Source organism: Candidatus Neomarinimicrobiota bacterium (assembly GCA_017656425.1).
Lineage (GTDB): Bacteria > Fidelibacterota > UBA2242 > UBA2242 > B5-G15 > JACDNV01.
Genome location: JACDNV010000002.1, coordinates 90,243 through 109,847, shown reverse-complemented (window position 1 = coordinate 109,847; position 19,605 = coordinate 90,243). Strand labels below are relative to the sequence as shown.

The following is a 19,605-nucleotide window of genomic DNA, read 5'->3' as shown; positions in this document are numbered from 1 at the left end:
ATGAATATTCATGATCTCATCCTACCTAACTTCTTCATAGTTGGAGCTGCAAAAGCAGGAACTACCTCTATATACAACTATCTAAAATCACACCCTGACGTATATATGTCTCCAGTAAAAGAGCCAAACTTCTTTAGTAAAGATATCGAATCAAGAAAATTCCGAAAGGATTATAAAAGAGAACCACTAATAATAAAAAACGAGGATAACATTCCAAATAAACATGTCGCTTTTATAAAAGATTTTAATTCATACAAAGCCCTATTTAAAAATGCAAAAGGCTTCAAAGCTATTGGTGAAGCAAGTACTAGTTACTTATACTCAGAAGTAGCTGCCATTGAAATAAAAAAGCACATACCATATGCAAAAATTATAATTTCACTGCGGAACCCTATAGATAGAGCTTTTTCGCATTTTCTAATGAACTTGAAAGACGGTCTCACGACCTATAATGACTTTTTAAAAGAGGTTTTTTATGACTATGAATCTATAAAAGATAGGTCTTGGGGAGTAGCTCATTTATATCTTGATTTAGGTCTATATCATAAACAAGTAAAAAGATATCTGGATAACTTTCCTTTGGAACAGGTCAAAATAATCCTATTTGACGACATCATTAATGACTTGCAAAACGTTATTCTTGAACTATTTGCTTTTCTGAATTTAAAAACTAATACTGACATAATCACAAATGTTTATAACAAATCTGAAATACCATCCCCACTATTCCAAAAAGTCGTTAGAATTCTAAATAGATACGGGATCAGAGAAAAATTCATAAGAAAACTTCCTGAGAAATTAAAGCAAAACATCTTAAAATTAATTCCCAAAACTAAAGAAAATCCCACCATAGATATTAATGCTAGAAGGGCACTAACCGACTTTTATAGAGAAGACATAGTAAAATTGTCTGATTTAATAGGAAGGGACTTATCTTTCTGGCTTGAATCCTAACTTTAAAATTAATAAAGCTACTACAGATGTTACCAAATACATTGTAATAGTGATGGGCAACATATAGTAAGGACAATGCCTTAGAAAAAATTTTATATTACTCTTGAATTTATTCCATATTTTAAAAAAAGAAACATTTCCTCCAGAGGATATAGAAAGCTTATGCCATATTATAGAATCTGACACATAAACAACTTTATATCCCATCTTTTTTACTCTAAAGCATAAATCCACATCTTCTGTATAAATACCAAAACTTTCATCAAAGCCACCAATTCTATCGAAAACTTGTCTTCTTATAAAAAGGGCACATCCACTAACATAGTCTACTTCACGAGCTACATTCCACCTACTGTCATCCTTCTCCCTTAGTCCATAATGTGCAATTTTCCCTGTCAAAAAATTCACATATCCACCTGCATGCCAGATCGTATCAGGTTTTTCACTGTAATAAATTTTCGGACTAACCACACCAACATCATTGTGCTTATCCATAAAATCTACAAGCCTTCTTAAAAATTGTCTATCAACTATAGTATCATTATTCAGAAAAAGTACATAATCAGGATCAAACCTTTTAGCATATTCATAACCAAAATTATTCCCACCTGCATACAATAAATTTTTTCCACTTCGTACTATCTTAATGCTTTCATTTTCTTTAATAAGACTTAACAATCTATTATACTTTTCAATATCACTTCCATTATCCACAACAATAATCACATGGTCTCTATACTCAATATTTCGTAGACTATCCACACATTCATGAGTAGTTTCTGGTTGATTCCAGTTCAAAACTATAATTGCTACCTTCATCTCAATTCACTATACAAATCCAATATCGTGGAGACCAATCCATTCCAACTATATTTTCTTTTAAACCTTTTTATATTATTGCTAAAAACATTCATATAATTTTCATTAAAAAACTTTATTATTGCCTCAGATAACTTTGTCACATCCATCGGAGGGACCACAAATCCTGTTTTTCCATCTATTACATCCTCCCTTAGACCACCAACATCAGTCACAACCACTGGTTTATCATAATGATAAGCAATCTTAATCACACCACTCTGTGTTGCTTCTCTATATGGCAATACTATTAGGTCAGTAGCAGAAAAATAAAGACTTACCTCTTCATCACTCACATATCTGTCAACAATGGTTACTAAATGCTTATTTTCTACGTTTTCAAGTATCTTTAGAAAGTCATTTTTATCTATATAAAATTCTCCAACAATTAAAACTCTTACTGGAAACACGGAGCATATCTTATCAACACTTTTTATCAGATAATCGATGCCTTTATACTCTCTTACCAATCCAAAATACAAAATGACTCTTTCCTCTTTTATACCAAGCCTATACCGAGCAATTTGCCTATCCAGTGCATCTGGGAAATGATTATATAAAGGATGAGGCGATATTCGATATAAGGGATCATCAACCAATAAGTTCAGTTGCTCGAGCAATTTCCCAGTGAGAAGAATAAAACCATCAAGTTTATTGAAAAATCTTTTTAAAAATAACTTATCAAAAAAATTCGGTTCATGGGGAAAAATATTATGGCATATTACTAAAAGTTTACAGTCTGTCTTCCTCTTTAAAAATGAACTAATCCTTGAGTATATTGGTGCAAAAAACGAATGCCAGTGGTGGAATATAACAAGATCTGGCTTCATAGTGGCTATTAATTTTCCGGCTTTATACCATGAAACTGGATTCAACGAATCTATAATTCGTATTGAAACATTTCGTGCCGGAGATATATTTTCTTCAAATTGAGTCTTACCAGGGAAAAAAATACCAGGATATAAACGCTTAAAGCTTATTGGGATAACCTCATACCCTTTTTTTCGAAGATGATAACAAAGCAGGCCATTAAATGTTGAAATGCCCCCTCTAAAAGGATAATAAGGACCTACTGAAATAATTTTCATCCAATTTTTTTCTTGATAATATATTCGTCTTTCTTATGACCATGAGCTATCATTTCAGCCAGTAAGCCGATTGAAATGAATTGTAATCCGACTATCATCAAAAGAATTCCCAAAAAGAATATAGGTCTATTGCCAATCCATATGCCTCGAAACCAACCAACTGCTAAATAAACTAATATTCCAAATCCAGCTAAAAAGCTTAATATTCCAGGCAAACCAAAAAGATGTAAAGGTCTCCTCAAATACTTACTTAAGAATAATACTGTGACCAGATCCCAGAAGCCATGATAAAACCTTTTACTACCATATTTTGATTTTCCATATTTTCTCGGATGGTGTAGTACTTCTTTTTCACCAACTTTATAGCCCATCAGATGAACCATAGCAGGGATATATCTGTAAAGTCCTCCATATATACTTAACTTACTTGCCACTTCTTTCCGATACACTTTTAAGCCACAATTAAAATCATGTATTCTAACACCAGTCATTAACGAAGTAGCAGCATTAAAAATTTTCGAGGGGATTACCTTTGTTATAGGATCTCTCCGCTTCTTTTTCCATCCTGATATAAGATCATATCCATCTTTTTCAAGCATTTCCAGCATCTTCGGTATTTCTGCTGGATCATCCTGTAAATCAGCATCTATTGTAGCTATGTAATCACCAGTAGCAGTTTGAAACCCAGCTGTTAATGCCACTGCCTTACCATAGTTTTTATTTAACTGGATTACTTTAACTCTTGAGTCTTTTTCTGCAATCTCTTCCTCAATATCACACGAACCATCCGTGCTACCATCATCAACAAATATTATCTCTATCTCATATTTACTATTTTCAAATACTTTACTTATCTTCTCATATAATTCTTTTAAAGATCCCACCTCATTATAAACTGGTATCACAATTGATAAAAGTTTATTTTCACTATCAACCATTATCTCTCCGTTACATTATTGTTAAAAAATCCTTCTTATACTTAATCTTTCTATACTCTAACTTTAGCTCAAATCCGAAATCATCACAGTTAATTTTCACCACTCCTGGAAATATAACTCCTTCTAAAAACTTATAATCTCCGTACTCAATTCTCAAGTTACACTCATCCTGATGGATTACCATATTCTTAACAAATGGTTTTTGTTTTAAAAGATATTCTGAACTAATACCAATGTCATTAATATCTCTTGCCAGTAGCAAATTACCAATATAATCAACTTTTATTATTAAAAATGGAATTAACTCCCACTGGAAGATCCCTCTTCCATTGTATGTCTTATTATCTCTCGTCCATATCGAATAATCATTCCCATTTACCACAACTTTTGAAATTAATCTCCCTATCTGATCATATATAAGCAATTTATAAATTGACATATCATCAATAGTAATTTTGAATTTAAATGATGACTTCTTACCTTCAACATTATTAGAGATAGTACCTATGCCACGTATTTCATACTCACCGCTTTTCAGGAAACTATTTATTCTATCTTTACCTAAAACCTGACTATTTCTTAACTGAAAATTATATCTCCCACAGGTAGTGAGAAAAAATTGAAAAGTTAAAATCATAGCTATTAAGATGTTTTTAATCGAATTGTTGAAGTTTCTTCCTAACACCTTCATATTCAGGATCGATTGTTAAAGCCTTCTTATAATATTCAAAAGCTTTTTTCTTTTTGTTTAGCTTTATATATAAATCACCGAGATGTTCAAGCACCTCAACATTATCTTTCGCTTTATTATATGCCTGTAGAATATATTTTAAAGCGTCTTTATACCTTCCTTCCTGATATAATATCCATCCCTTGGTATCAAGATATGACGGATTCCCTGGATTTAGCTGTAATGCCCTTTCTACCATTTTATAAGCTTTATCCAACTTCGCACTACGGACTGCAAGACTATAAGCATAATTATTCAAGGCGAGATGATCGTTGGGATTCTCAGTCAATATTATCTCATATAAGCTATCACTTTTTGTATATTTCTTTAGCTGATCCCAGACTATAGCTAACTGATGTCTTAAGGCAATATTGTTACTATCAATCTGCATAGCTTTTAAATAAACTGCCTCTTCCGCCTGGTAATTCTTTAAATTTCTATATACAATTCCTTTTTCTATATAAAGCTCCACACCATTAGGGAATTTACTAAGTGCAGAATCAAGGATAGCTATACACTCTTGAAATTTTTTATTTCTTCTCAGATAAGATGAATAAATAAGATATAACTCTTTTCTATCACCATGCTCCTTCAATAGTCGGTTCATATAATTAATAAAATATTCTTTATAGCTGTCATCATCCACATTAGCAAGTATCTCTGCAAATTTCATCTTTAACTTAATATCCTCAGGATCCTCATCAATCATTGTCTTGTAAACTGCAATTGAACTATCATAATCTTTTTTGAAAAATAAAATATCTGCAATAGCTTGTTTATATCTGCTATTTGCAGGATCAAGCCTTGATAACTGCGTAAAATATTGCAAAGACTTATCGAACATACTATCTATAAAGGTAAGCTGTGCCACTTTCTCTAAGGCTTCCATTTGCGTTGAATCGATACTAATAATCCTTTCAAATATAGAAAGAGCTTTCCTTAAATCCCTTTTATTCAAATAGACATTCCCCAGAAGATATAAGGAATGGATATCATCGGGCTGCAAGGAAACTAACTTCTTGTAATATTTTTCAGCTCTATTTAAATCTCCGCTAAGTTCATAAAATTTTCCCATTATTTCATTCGCTTCAATATTTTCTGGATCAATCCTAATTACTCTCTTCACATACCTTATTCCATTCTCTACCTTTCCCATATTAAAATAAGTTCTAGCCAGAGCAAGATACATAGTAGGAGATGATGAATCTGCCTCAAGAGCATCAAGAAATTCTATAACGGCCATTGGAAAATTCCCATTATAATAGTAAAACATACCATTCATAAAATGATTCATTGCCTCGGGGTTGTATGATGCATAATAAGATTTCATAGTTTTCTTTTCTGCTCTTCCACCATTAACTAATAATCCACTATAACATCCATAAAGGATCAGCGATCCAAACACTATTATAATAAATATTTTATTTTTCACAGGATTTTCTACCTCAGGCAAAACTTATTTAAAAATTTCCTGCCTTGTGCACTTACAAACTCTCTCCACTTTTTCTTTGAATCTGATCGATTTTTTCTTCTCATCTTCTACACTGATGATATGTTTGATAAATTGTATCGACTCACCACATACAGGGCAATGTGTGCTATAATCGGTCATTTGCTTTCTCAATTTATCAGCGAAACCTGAGACTTTCCTTGCCATTTCAACTCCTCCTATTGTTAACCTTTTAATTTATAAACTGTAACAGTGTTTCCACCTTTTCTTTTTGATTCATACATAGCCATATCAGCATTTTGAATAAGCAACTTTTCATCATCACCATCGATGGGATACTCTGCAAGTCCAATTGATATTGTTATATTCAATCTGATATTGTCTTTTTCAAAAAGAAAATCCTGAACATTGCTCTTAATTCTTTCTGCAGAAATAACAGCATTCTCTTTATTGGCATTTACAAGGATTACAGCAAACTCTTCACCTCCATACCTGGCCACGGTATCAACATTCCTAACGCTACCCCTAATAATTTTCGCCAATTTTTTTAAAACAAAATCGCCCATGAGATGACCATAGGTATCATTAATCCTTTTGAACTTATCCACATCAATAATCACAAGGGAAAAAATACCTCCGTATCTGCTCGCACGATTAATCTCTTCTCTTAGCCTTTCTCCGAAAGCTCTTCTGTTATATATCCCGGTTAAACCATCAACCATAGAGAGACTTTTTAACACATTGTAAGTTCTCAACCTACTGTACGCTGCTCCAACACACTTTCCAAAAATCTCAATAGCAAATATATCCTTTTCTGTATAATTATTTCTCTTCTTACTTTCAAAAATAATCCCACCGAGCATTTTATTATCGGACTTCAAGGCTATTCCAACACCTGATAATAAAGAAGTCGACAATATATCATCCGGCTGGAATCTGAAATCGACATTTTCGCTATCGTAATCGTTGATTACAATTGGATTATCAGTACTCAAAATATTTTGCCAGATACCACCAATTAAATCAATCCTATCCCCTATCGTAATGTCAGACTCTATACCGGAAACATATTTTATCTCCAACTGATTCTTATCTTCATCATACACTGCAATAGTCATTTTATCATAATCAATAAATTTTATTGAAATATCCCCGACTTTCTTGAAAAACTCCAGCTCATCCATACCTAAATGCGTAGCAGCCTGTAGTTTGTTGAGTTCCTGGTAAAAATTTACAATAGATGTTAACCTTTCAATTATATCAACCTGCCATAGAGAATTAGATAACAAATTTGAAAATTTTTCACCAATTTCTATATCTGATTCTCCCCAGGCACCTTCATCATTAGACGTAAGTAAGATAATACCTACAGGAATCCTTACACCCATACTTACTGGTATTATAAGTACAGAAGCAGACTTTCCAAGATCCAATTCACCAAAATTGGAGACATTTAATTCTGATCCCGAAAGTACCTTTGCCTTTTTTTGCCTGACTATGTCATAAAATATAGTATCCTTATATTCTATTCTATCATTAACCTCCAGATTACTTATATTGCCTGCCTCATAGTGCAGTATTCCTTTTTCCTCATTAACCAGAAAAAAAGCCGATAGGTTGGCAAAGAATGTGGCTCTCATGATCTCCAGTAAATCAGTAATAATTATACTGTAAACTTCCTCTGGGCTTTTATTAACTACTGTCTGAATATGTTTTATTCCTTCCGTCTCTTCATGGAGTTTTTTACTCAACTCCTCTGTTTTCTTACTCAAAGCTTTTGCCTTCCTGGAAAAATTCAGCAAGTCTATCAACAATAAAATAATCAGTCCGCTTGTACCAAGTGTTATAAATAATTTCATAAAAAGATAAAAGGTTGATCTCTCTCCACCAAAAATAGAGCTACTTGGATATACAAATGTCACCAGAGCAGCTAATATTAATGTAATTCCCACAAACCAATATAATTTTATATTACTCATAATTACAAAGCCATTCCAAAACAGAGTTAAAATACAATTAAAACATTATAAAAATCAATAGATTATAAAAAGCTGAATTGAATTAAACGAATAATATGAACATTTTTACCATATACTACAATGTCACCTTTTATGACTTGTTATAAATATTGATTATTTATTATACAGGTGGTCTTATTCCCTACTTACTATACTGAACAGATCTAACTTTTTTATCAAAATTTTGTTGCCTTTCGTTCAAATACATCTGTGCGGTATCAATCTGTATATATTGGTTGTCATCTCCATTATATTCATCACCGTCAATCGGTACAACTTGCTGATTTGATCGATCATGTGGCTTTAGAGGTCTATTCGAGGCACCTTTATTCAACATCTGCTGCTTAACATATGGCGGCACATTATAAGTCTCAGTATTTCCCTGCATTTTCATTACAATGAATGTAATAACTATAACAACGACTGCCGTAGCAAGACCGTAAATGGGGATAGGAATGGAAGAAAGTCCGAACTTTCTTTTCTTGAACTTTCTATTGATCCTTTCTCTTTCTTCAATAATTCTGTTCCTAAGATTTAAATAGAAATTTTCACTTACACTTACCTCTGGAAGATGATGAAGGTCTTTAACTACCACACTGACCGAATTAAAAAGCAGATTACAATGCTGGCAGGATTGCTTGTGTTCTTCAAATAACTTCCTTTTAGAATAACTTATTTCACCATCCAAGTACTCAGAGATTAACTCACGAAACTGGTAACAATTTAACATGGGCTCATAAGCCTCCTTTATCTTTTCCCCTTTAAAATTTTTGATATCTCCTTCTGGAGTCTGAGTCTTGCACGATTTATTCTCGACTTCACAGTCCCAATTGGAATTTCTAATATATTACTAATTTCTTCATAAGAAAGTTCCTGAATATCTCTTAAAATTAAAATCGTCTTAAAATGTTCCGGTAATTTTAACAAAGCTCTCTGAATTGTTTCCTCGTCAACTCTCATATCTTTTTCTATAATCCTGATCTCCTCTTCATCTTTAATCTCGAAATCTTTGTTCTCATCCGGACCCATTTGAGATAGGAACATTACTTTCCTGTATTTTTTCTTCCTCAAGAATGTTTTAGCCAGATTTGCCGCTATAGTATATATCCATGTGGAAAATTTTGCTATCTCTCTGTAGGCATGACGATTCATATATACTCTCAAAAATGTATCCTGAACTATATCTTCGGCTTCCTTTTTATCATAAACAAAACGGTATACAAAATTTAACAGCCGGCCAGCATATCGATGCACAAGTTCCTCAAAAGCACCTTCATCCCCATTCTGAAATTTTGCAATCAGTTCTTCATCCGTAAATTCATATTTATTATTCTTCTCTTCTTTAGTCATACATCCCAACTATTTTATGCATCAAAAAATTAATCTAATCAACAATTCTATAAAAGGCATAATTCCGCAAAAAATGGTAAAAGTAAATCCTTCCCGGAAATTCCTGTAGTCTTTGATTTCAGATCAATCTCAAGTAATCTTTTAAAAACCCTGCCGAAGTCTAATTTCTTATAATTTTCATAACCCATCTTACTTATTGTACTAAAATTACTCCTATCCTTAGCAGAATCATATAGCCAGAGATCGGTAAAATAATTCGTTAGAACAGAAACAATAAAAGGTACACTTGCGCCAGCATCAAGCATAAGCAAAATACATTCTATCATTTTTTTATGGTCCTTTTTCGAAATATAGTACAATAGATTATTTACGTTATATTGCCTTGTGAAACCTATTATTTTTTCTATATCCTCAGACTTTATATCTTTTCTATCACCAAGATACACAGTTATTTTTTCAACCTCAGATATAAGAGTACCCAATTCTTCACCACATCGCATAATTAACAAGTCCACCGCATCTTCATCAATCGTATAACCATGAGATTGTATATAGCTTTTTACCAGATCGGGAATTTTGTTATATCGGGGAGTCGACAGATCGACTATTTGAATAATTTCTCTATAATCTTTTATAAATTCTGGGACATTTTTTCCTTTGAATATAATTATAAGAGTTATTCCCTCAGGAACAGTCGCAATGAATTGTTTCAATAACTTCTCTTCATCGGTACTTATTCTAACAACATTCTTATAAACAATAAATTTATTTTGACTAAATATTCCATAATTAAACAGCTCATTGAAAACAGCCTTATTATTATTTTCATCTCCATAATATACATGACGTGATAGGTTACCTGCGAATTTATAAAGCAATTTCCTATGTAATAAGTCTATTAATCTCTCCTGTAGAAAGTAATCATCTCCATATGCAAAATATATTTTTTTTAATCTACCCTGCTCAATATCAGTAAAAACTTCAAGTGCAGATTTAATCATCGCCGTTTATACTTTTTTATTTCTTATTTTGTTCGAAAAAACTAAAAGTAATAAAAATCCGCCCCAGTAAAAGGTAAGAAAAAATATTAACCAGATTAAACTTCCTAAGCTCATTTTTCCAGCTCATGCAATTTAACAATTTTCTTATTAAAAATTATTGACAAAAAAATTATCAACAACCACTGACATAAAATAGTAGCAAGGGAATACTTCTTCAGGGGATTCCACCAATCATTTTCCCATCCAATTGATTTAGAGAACCACCATACTATAAGTATACCAAATTGTACAGGTATCAAAAAAATCAAATATTCAAACCACTTACCAATTCTAATTACGTTACCTCTATTTATGAAGTTCTCTCTGAATTTATCAACCCCATATTTTATAACGATTATAGAGAAAAATAGCCCATTTAATATCAGACCCATCCCCCATACCCAATCCTGATTTTCAAAAAAATCAATCAAGATTGCTGAAGGTAATCCAAATAACATTCCTAAAAGAGTTACAATAAGAGTTGCAATTTTTCTATCTATACCAAAGTCAATAAAAATTCTTGTACCCATTTCAACCATTGATATCAATGACGACATTGCGGCAAATGTTAGACCAAGAAAAAATAAAAGAGATAAAAAATATCCCATGGGAATGTGGGCAAATAAAGCCGGTAATGTTTCAAAAGTTAGACCTGTTCCCCCTCTTCCCGAAATAGATAAAATACCCATTGCTTCACCAAGAGATGAAGCTGTAGCGAATACAGTCCCGAAGACAACCATCCCTGCAAGTAGCGAAGCACTATTATTTCCAAATCCAGTCACCAATGAATTAAGGAAAACATCCTCATTCTTTTTCATGTATATAGCATACGTTAACACAAGACCCCATCCTGCACCAGTTGACCATGCCGACTGTGTAAGTGCCTCCAGCCACACACTATAATCTTTCAATCGACTGAAGTTAATGTCGAAAAGATATTCTATTCCCTTAAAGCCATTCCTGATTGTAATCACTCTTATTAAACACAATAATAATAGTAAAAATAGTGATGGAATAAATATAATATTCGCCTTTTCTATGCCTTTAACAACACCCTTATAAACAATAAATCCTGCCAATGAAATTGCCAGTATATGAAAAAATACCTGCCATCCCCCAGTAACAAACTTTTCAAAAAGTAACGAAGTGGATGGAAGATCAATATCAGTAAATCGACCCTCAGCAGAAAATAATAGATACCTTATACACCATCCGGTAACACTGGAGTAATAAAACATAATAGAAAGAGTGGTATAAACAACGAACAATCCCATCCAGGTTAGTTTTCCGTTTGAAATAGCCGAAAAAGAGTAAATCACCCCTCTCTTTGTACTCCTTCCTATCGAGAATTCAAGAATCATTAAAGGTATACTCCACATAAAAAGAAATATTGTCCATGGGATTAAAAATGCACCCCCACCTGTTGATGCAACAATTCTTGGGAACCGCCATATATTGCCAGTCCCAATTGCCATACCAAGCATTGTTAAAATAAATCCCAGATGGTAGGTAAATTCTTCCCTTTTTTCTTTCATTTCCCCTGCTAATTTATAGAAAGATTAAGATAAGTATCCCGAGAGATATACAATAAATACTGAATAAACTAAACCTCCCCGTTTGAACCATTTTGATCAGTACTTTAATAGCGATAAAACCCGAGATAAATGCAGAAACAAAACCAACTAAATAAAATAAAAATGGGATGGATGATTCTTCATTCCCCACCTGCATCAGCTCGAGAACGTTAGCACCCAAAATTGCTGGCAGAGAGAGTAAAAATGAAAATTTTACTGCCTCAGTTCTCGATAGCCCCATAAAAAGACCGGTGCTTATTGTAACCCCTGATCTTGATATACCTGGAAGTACTGCAAATGCCTGACTTATACCAACAATTACTGAAGATAGCAGACTAACCCTTTTATTGCCTATATATATAATCCTTGTGATGAATAAAATTACTCCTGTAATTATCAAAGTTATTCCAACAAGGTTCAAATTGTGAAAAATTGCTAAAATTTGATCCTTCAAGAACAACCCAACAATGACAGCAGGGATTGTACCAATAATTATATACACTGCCACTCTAAAGTCGGAATCAAGTTTTATATTACTGATTACATTCTTGCTGAAAAGCCCACGGAAAAAGCCAATTATCAAAGATATAATCTCTTTCCGGAAGGCAATCACAACGGCTAAAAACGTCCCGAAATGCACAATAACTTCAAATGTTAAACTCTGAAACTTTAACCCCAGAAAATGTTCCATAACGACAAGATGCCCTGAACTGCTCACCGGTAAAAACTCTGTGAACCCTTGTACTACCCCCAAAATTATCGAATCCCATATACTCATATGACCTCCAATAGAAAAATATTGGTTAAATTATAATCATGAAAAATGTTTATTTTATCCAACCGCAAATAGAGGATTTTTACACAACACCTATAAGAAATATCCCCCTTGGACTTATTCAAATAGCAACAACAGTAAAAAATTGCTATAATGTCAAAATTTTAGACTTTAGAAACAATAAAAAGAAGAAAATTAATCCACCGGAAATATTTAAACCGCTACTCCAATTTTATCATGAAAATACATCTCCATTTTCCCTTTATAAAAACTATTACCGATTTGGACTCAGTAAAGATGAAATGATGACCAATATACCAGATGATGGAGAAATTTTTTGTATCTCGAGTATGTTTACCACATACTCAAAGACTACATTCGAATTAATCGAATGTATACGAAAAAAAGTGCAGAATGCGAAGGTAATTGTAGGAGGTATTGATGCCTCAATAAGACCAGATGTATACCTAAAGAATGGCGCTGATTTTGTAATAATTGGAGAAGGTGAATTAAGTTTAGGAAACCTATTGGGCTATATTGAGAATAAAAGAGCTCCAATAGAATCCATTCCAAACCTTGCATATATAAAGAATGGAAAAACCACAATTAATAGAACATCTTTGATTGAAGACCTTGACTCAGTACCCCACCCTGATTACAATATTGATTATGTCAGTGATTTCACTTTAAATGGTAAAAAACATGCAATGATTATGTCATCCAGAGGATGCCCATACAAATGTAAATTTTGCTCAATTTATAAAGTAATGGGAGACAGGACAAGGACAAGAAGCGTCGAAAATGTGATTGATGAAATAGATGAAAAAGTAAAAAATGGTTTTACATCTTTTGACTTTGAAGATGATAATTTTGGACAAAATAAAAAATGGCTAAATAACCTTCTTGATTGTATCATAAAATATTATCCAAATAAAAATTTATCTCTTTATGCTATGAATGGAATCACTGCATCAAATCTTGATAAGAATACAGTACACAAAATGAAAAAGGCTGGTTTTGAATATCTAAACTTATCGCTTGTTCATACAAACGAGAACTTCCAGCAGGCTCTGATGCGACCTGTAACAACGGGATATTTTTCGGAAATTCTAAGATTTTGCGAAAAAATCAATTTACCGGTAATAGCCTATATTATCCTTGGTATGCCAGGTGATACAATAGATGATATGTTAAAATCAATCCTGTTTCTTTCTGGGAAAAAATGTTTGATAGGACCTTCAATATTTTATCTAACCCCCGAATCCGATTTATATAATAAAATAATCAAAGACAGATTTGAAATAGACTGTGTTGAAATACTAAGATCAACCTACATTGCTTACGAATGCAATGAATTTAAAAGAAAAAATATAGCCACATTATTTATCATTACGAGAATTATAAATTTTATAAAGAAGATTATTGATGAAAGTTTAAAACCATGCGAATTTAATATTGAAAATGGGAAAGTATATATCAAGGAAGAACTACCCGGCAAAGAAATAAAAATAACACTGGGATTTGCAATTCTTGATATACTTTTTAAAACAGGTAAACTTTTTTACACTGGCAGGAAAGAAAAAGGCAAATTTTATCCACTGATTGAAGAAAATGTTAACCAAAATATCATAGAAAATTTTCTAAATGCCGACTGGAATATTTGTGGCTTTCTATCAGGAAAAATCATGAGTAAAAAGCAGGTTATAAATATGTTCAAATCATAATAAAACTAAATTATGCCTTAAATTGATTATCGTTACTATACGCTTACCTCAGGTCATCACAAATAGATATAATTTCCGCTACAATTTCAAGAAAATTTTCAAGTGCTATCACATTTTACTAAATTGATCTTCATTGTAGCAGGATGTAGAATCCCAAACTATCTTTTTCATTTTCAGTCATTTAATATTTAACTGCAATACAAGATAAACTATCAAGTACCTTGGAAAATAAGGTGAGTCAAAGGAAAGATATTTTATTTTAAATACATCATCTTAACTGATTTTACCACTCTTCCTGCTCGTAGCTTTGCAAAGTATACACCTGAGGGTAAACCGTTTGGCTTCCAGACGAATTTATATTTACCAGAATATAGAGTCTTATCCACAAGCCTTACAACTCTTTGCCCCCTTATGTTGTAAATATCAAGCTTTACTTCCATATCTCTTGGTAGATAGAATTCAATGATCGTAGACGAATTAAAGGGATTGGGATAATTTCTATGTAGTTTAATTTCTGTGGGATTTACTCTTTCTCTACCACATATTGAAAGACCTACATCTTCAGCACCATCTCCAACAAGTTCTATTGTAGATAGTACATTCGTCCCCATACCAAGTTGATTGGCAAGATAAAGGTGATTATCACACTCATCACCTTCAGGTCTTTCTATCTTTTCACCTTCTGGATTCCTGCCCATTATATATGTGGCAATAGAATCTGTAGCTACAGGGTCTTTACCAGCAAGAAGGAAATGATACTCAGCTGGCTCAAAGGTTGGATTCCATACACCTTCTCCACCATTCGCACTCTTTATCCCATCGATTACTGCAAGGTGAACCGGTCGTGCTCTATTCAGATCAACAATAGATCGTGGGAGATATGACTTCTCCTCCTTTTTATCTGGAGACGTTTTACCACAGTGAAGCACCTCTCGTCTATATTCACCGGTATATATATCTCTTGGAGCTATTCCTACCTGATTTTTTAAAGACTGCGTAGTGCCTGCAGCATAGTGATGTTTCATTTTGGGTATTGAGATATAAACATCAATTTCTGTCAGGATTCTGTTGAGTGTAAATTTTTCATAATTGTAATAATTTTTACCAACCGGGACTTCTACAAATGAATCGTATGGCTCCTTATAGTTTATGTTTATAAAATTCAAACCTAATTTATCTACAACATACTCGTATCCAAAATCAGAGTATGATGTATCATCTCTACTTATTGCTTCCAAAACATATATATCCGATGCCTTCACTCCACTATCAATTATTAATTCACACACAGCCTTTAAAACAGCTGGATGAGTCCACATTACTTCTCCGATATCCTTTCCCTTCAATTTATCATGGAATGCAAATCCAGCTCCACCTGTGAGATTAATTTTTATACCCACTTTTTTACCGGACGATACGATATCGCTTATTCCATCCAGAGACTCAAAAAGATGCTGAACTTTATTTTTTATCAGACTATAATCATCATAACTGTTTGCACGAGTTACTGCAACTGCCGTCAGATAATCAAGTGAGCTATGTTTGCCAAATCCATATATTGATGATATTCTTCTAAAAGGATTTACAACAGCACCAGCTGTTAGTACTCCTAAACTTGCTATAAATTTTCTACGGGAAATCTTGCTACCACTCATATATGCCTCTAAATTTTATCAAAATTCATAATAATTAATATAACATTTTAAAGCGATTAAAAAAATATTTTTATAGAAAAAATATTTTACAAAAAATTATGTTTTTGCTAAATATAGTTAAAACATAGATTAATTCAATAAGAAATTTATAGTATAACTCTATACTCTAATTATTTCTTACTCACTACCAAATCGCAAGAAAAAGCCGACCCTTCAAGGTCGGCTAATATTAGCGAGACATCACTATTTTATTTTGTCAGTAAAACCTTTCTTACAAAAACCTTTGATTTACTGCCTTCATCCATTGGATCATAATTAATCCTTATAAAATATATCCCACTCGGCAAATTTTTACCATTGAAACTGATACTATAAACCCCTGGAATGTATTTCCTTTCTGTAAGTATTGACTCCCTCCTTCTTTTTATTTTGTGTTATTAAAATGAAACGAAAATCGAATTGCACTAACATTCTTTTCAAAGTTTAAATTATAGTAGAGTTCAACTCCAAGTCCTATTTCTGCAATGGGTTTAATAAACAATTGAGTATTTATAACAATACCGACAGTCTTTTTACTTCTCTCGCTCCCTTTATATTCCCTTCGGATATATGAAAATGCTGGACCTGAAAAAATTGATATATGTAAGAATCGGTTGGTTTTCCTCACACCCATACCGTAATTGATCGCACGTACGATGTGGAGAGGGGTCCCAAAAAGAGGGTGATCTTCAAAAAAGTTATATGCAACCTGGTGAAATGATCTATATCCGAAGTTATAACTTATAGCCATGTTTATCACAAAAGGCAGGGTCCCATGCCCTAATCCCATATTTATCCACTCTTTATAAATTTTTGTATTATTAGATAAATTTTCTGGAATTTTTCCCGAACTTCCATGAAGGTTTACAAATAATGAAAATGAAATTAAGATTAAAAATATTTTAGTTTCATCATTTCCTCCCAATTTTATTTTTCAATTATAATTTTTCACTTACTGTCACAACCCGAAATGAACACCTCATACCCACTATTTTCTAATAATTGAAAGCTTTTATTTTTTGATATGCTATGCCATACATGTCATAAATGATTGTACCAACTATTGAAAGCTCTGATATTTCAAAAGCTACTCACATCCAAGGAATGAAAGGATCAGGATAATTTTGATATAGTTTATATCCAAGTAGAGTGTTTTGCCCTTTTTTATCCCCAATTTCTATTATTGAAAAATTTATTGTATAATTACCCTCATTATCGGAATAAGTTGAAAATGTATCTTTGTATTCATTTATAAAACTAACCTTTGCTCCTTGAATACCGATTTTAGAGTAACTATCAAGTACTTTACCTTTTACTATTACTGAAGTTTGTGGACGTGATTTGGCAATTAAAAGTATTGTAAAAGTGGCAATAGTTATTATTTTAAAGGAACAGCATACAAATAGATGTAATCTCCCCACTGAATTAATCATAAGATTTATCTCCTTACAACTCTTCATTCTTAATTTTACATTTTACATTTATTATTTTACTCCCCCCATAATCTTTTGTCAAGTCTTTTATTAAATCTTTCTAAAATTTGTTTCTCCTCGAATTATAAAATTCTATCAAATATTTAAGCTTTTATGTCAATACACCTAATATTTATTAAACAAAGTAAAATGGTTCCAAAGAAGTCATAAAAATCACATTTTTTATAACCAAGCATGCAATGTAACCACGATGGAATGTAGTTGAATTAAGGTTACACTATATCACAAATCTCCGGCTTCATATTTATACCCCAACCTTGTTTATAATCACTGTACTCCATACTCATCATCACTACTAACCTCAAAAAGGATTTATCATCAATAATTATTCTAACAACACTAATTTTTCTCTCTATTCCTGATTTATTCTCTCTAACATCTTTGTACTTCCTCTCCTTATACAATCCTTCTCGCTTATTCCATTTATTCCAGAACAATAATCTATTTCTTCATATACCCATTCTGCTATGAGATACTCACCATCAACCACATTATCATCATTCATATCTCCATCATTGTAAAGATACCACTGTTCCTGAGAGATCCCTCCGTCTCCATTTATTGAAAAATTGTAATATGGATCATCTGGATGATTCTGTTCTGCTAACAATTCAGGAATTTCTATTAATTTAATTGATTCTATTATAGGTAAATTTAAATATTTCTTCTTTAATATCTTTAAATTTTTAACAGTATCTTCAAAGATTATTCTGTAGTATTGTGACATTTCATTATTAATTTCATCATTAAATACTTTTTCCATTCTCAAAACACTCTTCTTTATATTCAATCCATCTAAAGATTTTATCCCTGACGTATACCTGTACTTTTTACCTATCTTCATTCTCCTAGGTTTTACAATAACACCACTTTTTAGTTTTATCAAAAGTCTATCCTTAAAATATTTTTGTGCCATAATAGTATTACTACCTATGAACAAGATCAATGATAAAATTAATGTTATCAATTTACTTGGATTTTTTAGATACATCTTACCCTCCCCCCCTTCATCGTTTAGTTATCTTATAAATGTAATCTTTTCCTTATGCGTTTTTGCACTTGCTCCTTTAAGAGATACTTTGTACAAATAAACCCCGGTAGGCACTATGATACCATTCTTGTTTCTACCATCCCATTTTACTTCATTATAACCTGGTAAACAACTTATTATAGAATATTCCTTTATTACATTACCAGTTAAATCATAAATAGTTAACAATATATCCGAAGAAAAAGGTAAATAAAACACAATATTGGTTGAGATGTTAAACGGATTTGGATAGCTATACGTTAGAAACTCCAGAGGGTATTCAGCACCTACTTTCTCATTTATTTCCATTCCTTCGTATTCTATAACTGCCTTTATAAAAAGCCCAGGAGCACCTTTTTTTACCCATCTCATATTGGAGTATACAAATGTGTTCTCATTGAAAGTTGATAAAAAGGGGTTGTGCACCAGGCTTGATAAAACTGTCAAACCGCTAACCCAGAAATCACCAATAAGCCCACTTAGCTCTGAGTAACTTGATAAATCAATTATTTTCCAATTGGGATAAATCTCTGAACTACCATTAATAGTTACAGGAATTTCTAATAAAATTTTCCCCGGAGATGTATCTGTACCAGCACTATGAATACAAATAGGTGCGGTATCGCCAATTGAATAAAACCCGGATGGGTCAGGGGCTATAAGAAGGTGAATCTCTCTAATTGAGTAACTACGATTGCTTATAGGTTCAAACTTTACCGCAAGATTTACAATGCTAGCATGGAGTATTAGTGGACACGCTTCTATATTGTATGGATCATAGTAATACAATGTATCATAATTAGATTGAGCACCTACCTGTTCACTAAAAAAACAAATTAGTATTAATGTTAATAAAATTACCCTTAACATATTTAAATATTCCTCCTTA

General features: G+C 32.4%; 19 protein-coding genes. 2 read left to right on the top strand and 17 right to left on the bottom strand.

What is annotated here, in order from left to right; translation table 11 throughout:
• Window positions 1–954 (top strand): sulfotransferase, encoded by a 954-nt coding sequence (locus tag H0Z29_01755; GenBank protein ID MBO8130224.1) that lies wholly within the window; start codon window positions 1–3, stop codon window positions 952–954.
• Here the strand turns inward: H0Z29_01755 and H0Z29_01750 are convergent.
• The 12 genes from H0Z29_01750 to H0Z29_01695 all read right to left on the bottom strand — a co-directional run bounded on the left by H0Z29_01750 (window position 931) and on the right by H0Z29_01695 (window position 12,778).
• Window positions 931–1,773, bottom strand: coding sequence for a glycosyltransferase family 2 protein (locus tag H0Z29_01750; GenBank protein ID MBO8130223.1), 843 nt, complete (start codon window positions 1,771–1,773; stop codon window positions 931–933). The genes H0Z29_01755 and H0Z29_01750 overlap by 24 nt on opposite strands.
• Window positions 1,770–2,900 carry a glycosyltransferase gene (locus H0Z29_01745; GenBank protein ID MBO8130222.1) on the bottom strand — a complete coding sequence of 377 codons (1,131 nt, stop codon included), beginning with the start codon at window positions 2,898–2,900 and terminating at the stop codon, window positions 1,770–1,772. Before H0Z29_01745 ends, H0Z29_01750 begins: the two co-directional genes overlap by 4 nt.
• Complete coding sequence (locus H0Z29_01740; GenBank protein MBO8130221.1) at window positions 2,897–3,838, bottom strand: glycosyltransferase family 2 protein; 942 nt, start codon at window positions 3,836–3,838, stop codon at window positions 2,897–2,899. The genes H0Z29_01745 and H0Z29_01740 overlap by 4 nt, the downstream gene beginning before the upstream one ends.
• A 10-nt stretch (window positions 3,839–3,848) precedes the next feature.
• A complete protein-coding gene (locus tag H0Z29_01735) occupies window positions 3,849–4,529 on the bottom strand; it encodes a hypothetical protein (protein ID MBO8130220.1) in 681 nt (226 codons plus the stop codon).
• The gene (locus tag H0Z29_01730; GenBank protein ID MBO8130219.1) at window positions 4,492–6,000 is read right to left on the bottom strand and encodes a tetratricopeptide repeat protein; all 1,509 of its coding nucleotides are present in this window, start codon (window positions 5,998–6,000) and stop codon (window positions 4,492–4,494) included. Before H0Z29_01730 ends, H0Z29_01735 begins: the two co-directional genes overlap by 38 nt.
• A 24-nt stretch (window positions 6,001–6,024) precedes the next feature.
• The gene (locus H0Z29_01725) at window positions 6,025–6,225 is read right to left on the bottom strand and encodes a hypothetical protein (GenBank protein ID MBO8130218.1); all 201 of its coding nucleotides are present in this window, start codon (window positions 6,223–6,225) and stop codon (window positions 6,025–6,027) included.
• 17 nt (window positions 6,226–6,242) lie between these two features.
• Complete coding sequence (locus tag H0Z29_01720; GenBank protein ID MBO8130217.1) at window positions 6,243–7,997, bottom strand: diguanylate cyclase; 1,755 nt, start codon at window positions 7,995–7,997, stop codon at window positions 6,243–6,245.
• Between the two features lie 181 nt (window positions 7,998–8,178).
• On the bottom strand, window positions 8,179–8,766 hold the full coding sequence (locus H0Z29_01715; GenBank protein MBO8130216.1) for a zf-HC2 domain-containing protein: 588 nt from the start codon (window positions 8,764–8,766) through the stop codon (window positions 8,179–8,181).
• A 17-nt stretch (window positions 8,767–8,783) separates the two neighbouring features.
• Window positions 8,784–9,386, bottom strand: a complete 603-nt coding sequence (locus H0Z29_01710) for a sigma-70 family RNA polymerase sigma factor (protein MBO8130215.1) — start codon at window positions 9,384–9,386, stop codon at window positions 8,784–8,786.
• 47 nt (window positions 9,387–9,433) lie between these two features.
• Window positions 9,434–10,387, bottom strand: a complete 954-nt coding sequence (holA, locus tag H0Z29_01705; protein MBO8130214.1) for a DNA polymerase III subunit delta — start codon at window positions 10,385–10,387, stop codon at window positions 9,434–9,436.
• 110 nt (window positions 10,388–10,497) lie between these two features.
• Window positions 10,498–11,961: a sodium-dependent transporter gene (locus tag H0Z29_01700; GenBank protein MBO8130213.1), complete on the bottom strand. Its 1,464-nt coding sequence runs from the start codon at window positions 11,959–11,961 to the stop codon at window positions 10,498–10,500.
• 13 nt (window positions 11,962–11,974) lie between these two features.
• Window positions 11,975–12,778, bottom strand: coding sequence for an undecaprenyl-diphosphate phosphatase (locus tag H0Z29_01695; GenBank protein ID MBO8130212.1), 804 nt, complete (start codon window positions 12,776–12,778; stop codon window positions 11,975–11,977).
• 38 nt (window positions 12,779–12,816) lie between these two features.
• Here H0Z29_01695 and H0Z29_01690 point away from each other — a divergent pair, with 38 nt between their 5' ends.
• Window positions 12,817–14,499, top strand: coding sequence for a B12-binding domain-containing radical SAM protein (locus tag H0Z29_01690; GenBank protein MBO8130211.1), 1,683 nt, complete (start codon window positions 12,817–12,819; stop codon window positions 14,497–14,499).
• A gap of 254 nt (window positions 14,500–14,753) precedes the next feature.
• Here H0Z29_01690 and H0Z29_01685 read toward each other — a convergent pair whose 3' ends face one another.
• From H0Z29_01685 to H0Z29_01665, 5 genes are all read right to left on the bottom strand, one after another.
• Window positions 14,754–16,154: a DUF362 domain-containing protein gene (locus H0Z29_01685; protein ID MBO8130210.1), complete on the bottom strand. Its 1,401-nt coding sequence runs from the start codon at window positions 16,152–16,154 to the stop codon at window positions 14,754–14,756.
• Window positions 16,155–16,578: 424 nt separating this feature from the next.
• Window positions 16,579–17,118, bottom strand: a complete 540-nt coding sequence (locus tag H0Z29_01680) for a hypothetical protein (GenBank protein ID MBO8130209.1) — start codon at window positions 17,116–17,118, stop codon at window positions 16,579–16,581.
• Between the two features lie 166 nt (window positions 17,119–17,284).
• Window positions 17,285–17,626: a carboxypeptidase regulatory-like domain-containing protein gene (locus H0Z29_01675; protein MBO8130208.1), complete on the bottom strand. Its 342-nt coding sequence runs from the start codon at window positions 17,624–17,626 to the stop codon at window positions 17,285–17,287.
• A 412-nt stretch (window positions 17,627–18,038) separates the two neighbouring features.
• Entirely contained in the window at window positions 18,039–18,677 is a 639-nt protein-coding gene (locus tag H0Z29_01670) for a hypothetical protein (GenBank protein ID MBO8130207.1), read from the bottom strand.
• Window positions 18,678–18,704: 27 nt separating this feature from the next.
• On the bottom strand, window positions 18,705–19,586 hold the full coding sequence (locus tag H0Z29_01665) for a hypothetical protein (GenBank protein ID MBO8130206.1): 882 nt from the start codon (window positions 19,584–19,586) through the stop codon (window positions 18,705–18,707).
• Between the last annotated feature and the right edge of the window lie 19 nt (window positions 19,587–19,605).

Bases quoted from the DNA above. Each gene is read 5' to 3' on its own strand.
- H0Z29_01755 (MBO8130224.1), top strand. From the start codon at position 1: ATGAATATTCATGATCTCATCCTACCTAACTTCTTCATAGTTGGAGCT.
- H0Z29_01750 (MBO8130223.1), bottom strand. From the start codon at position 1,773: ATGAAGGTAGCAATTATAGTTTTGAACTGGAATCAACCAGAAACTACT.
- H0Z29_01745 (MBO8130222.1), bottom strand. From the start codon at position 2,900: ATGAAAATTATTTCAGTAGGTCCTTATTATCCTTTTAGAGGGGGCATT.
- H0Z29_01740 (MBO8130221.1), bottom strand. From the start codon at position 3,838: ATGGTTGATAGTGAAAATAAACTTTTATCAATTGTGATACCAGTTTAT.
- H0Z29_01735 (MBO8130220.1), bottom strand. From the start codon at position 4,529: ATGAAGGTGTTAGGAAGAAACTTCAACAATTCGATTAAAAACATCTTA.
- H0Z29_01725 (MBO8130218.1), bottom strand. From the start codon at position 6,225: ATGGCAAGGAAAGTCTCAGGTTTCGCTGATAAATTGAGAAAGCAAATG.
- H0Z29_01720 (MBO8130217.1), bottom strand. From the start codon at position 7,997: ATGAGTAATATAAAATTATATTGGTTTGTGGGAATTACATTAATATTA.
- H0Z29_01715 (MBO8130216.1), bottom strand. From the start codon at position 8,766: ATGTTAAATTGTTACCAGTTTCGTGAGTTAATCTCTGAGTACTTGGAT.
- H0Z29_01710 (MBO8130215.1), bottom strand. From the start codon at position 9,386: ATGACTAAAGAAGAGAAGAATAATAAATATGAATTTACGGATGAAGAA.
- holA (MBO8130214.1), bottom strand. From the start codon at position 10,387: ATGATTAAATCTGCACTTGAAGTTTTTACTGATATTGAGCAGGGTAGA.
- H0Z29_01700 (MBO8130213.1), bottom strand. From the start codon at position 11,961: ATGAAAGAAAAAAGGGAAGAATTTACCTACCATCTGGGATTTATTTTA.
- H0Z29_01695 (MBO8130212.1), bottom strand. From the start codon at position 12,778: ATGAGTATATGGGATTCGATAATTTTGGGGGTAGTACAAGGGTTCACA.
- H0Z29_01690 (MBO8130211.1), top strand. From the start codon at position 12,817: ATGAAAAATGTTTATTTTATCCAACCGCAAATAGAGGATTTTTACACA.
- H0Z29_01685 (MBO8130210.1), bottom strand. From the start codon at position 16,154: ATGAGTGGTAGCAAGATTTCCCGTAGAAAATTTATAGCAAGTTTAGGA.
- H0Z29_01675 (MBO8130208.1), bottom strand. From the start codon at position 17,626: ATGATTAATTCAGTGGGGAGATTACATCTATTTGTATGCTGTTCCTTT.
- H0Z29_01670 (MBO8130207.1), bottom strand. From the start codon at position 18,677: ATGTATCTAAAAAATCCAAGTAAATTGATAACATTAATTTTATCATTG.
- H0Z29_01665 (MBO8130206.1), bottom strand. From the start codon at position 19,586: ATGTTAAGGGTAATTTTATTAACATTAATACTAATTTGTTTTTTTAGT.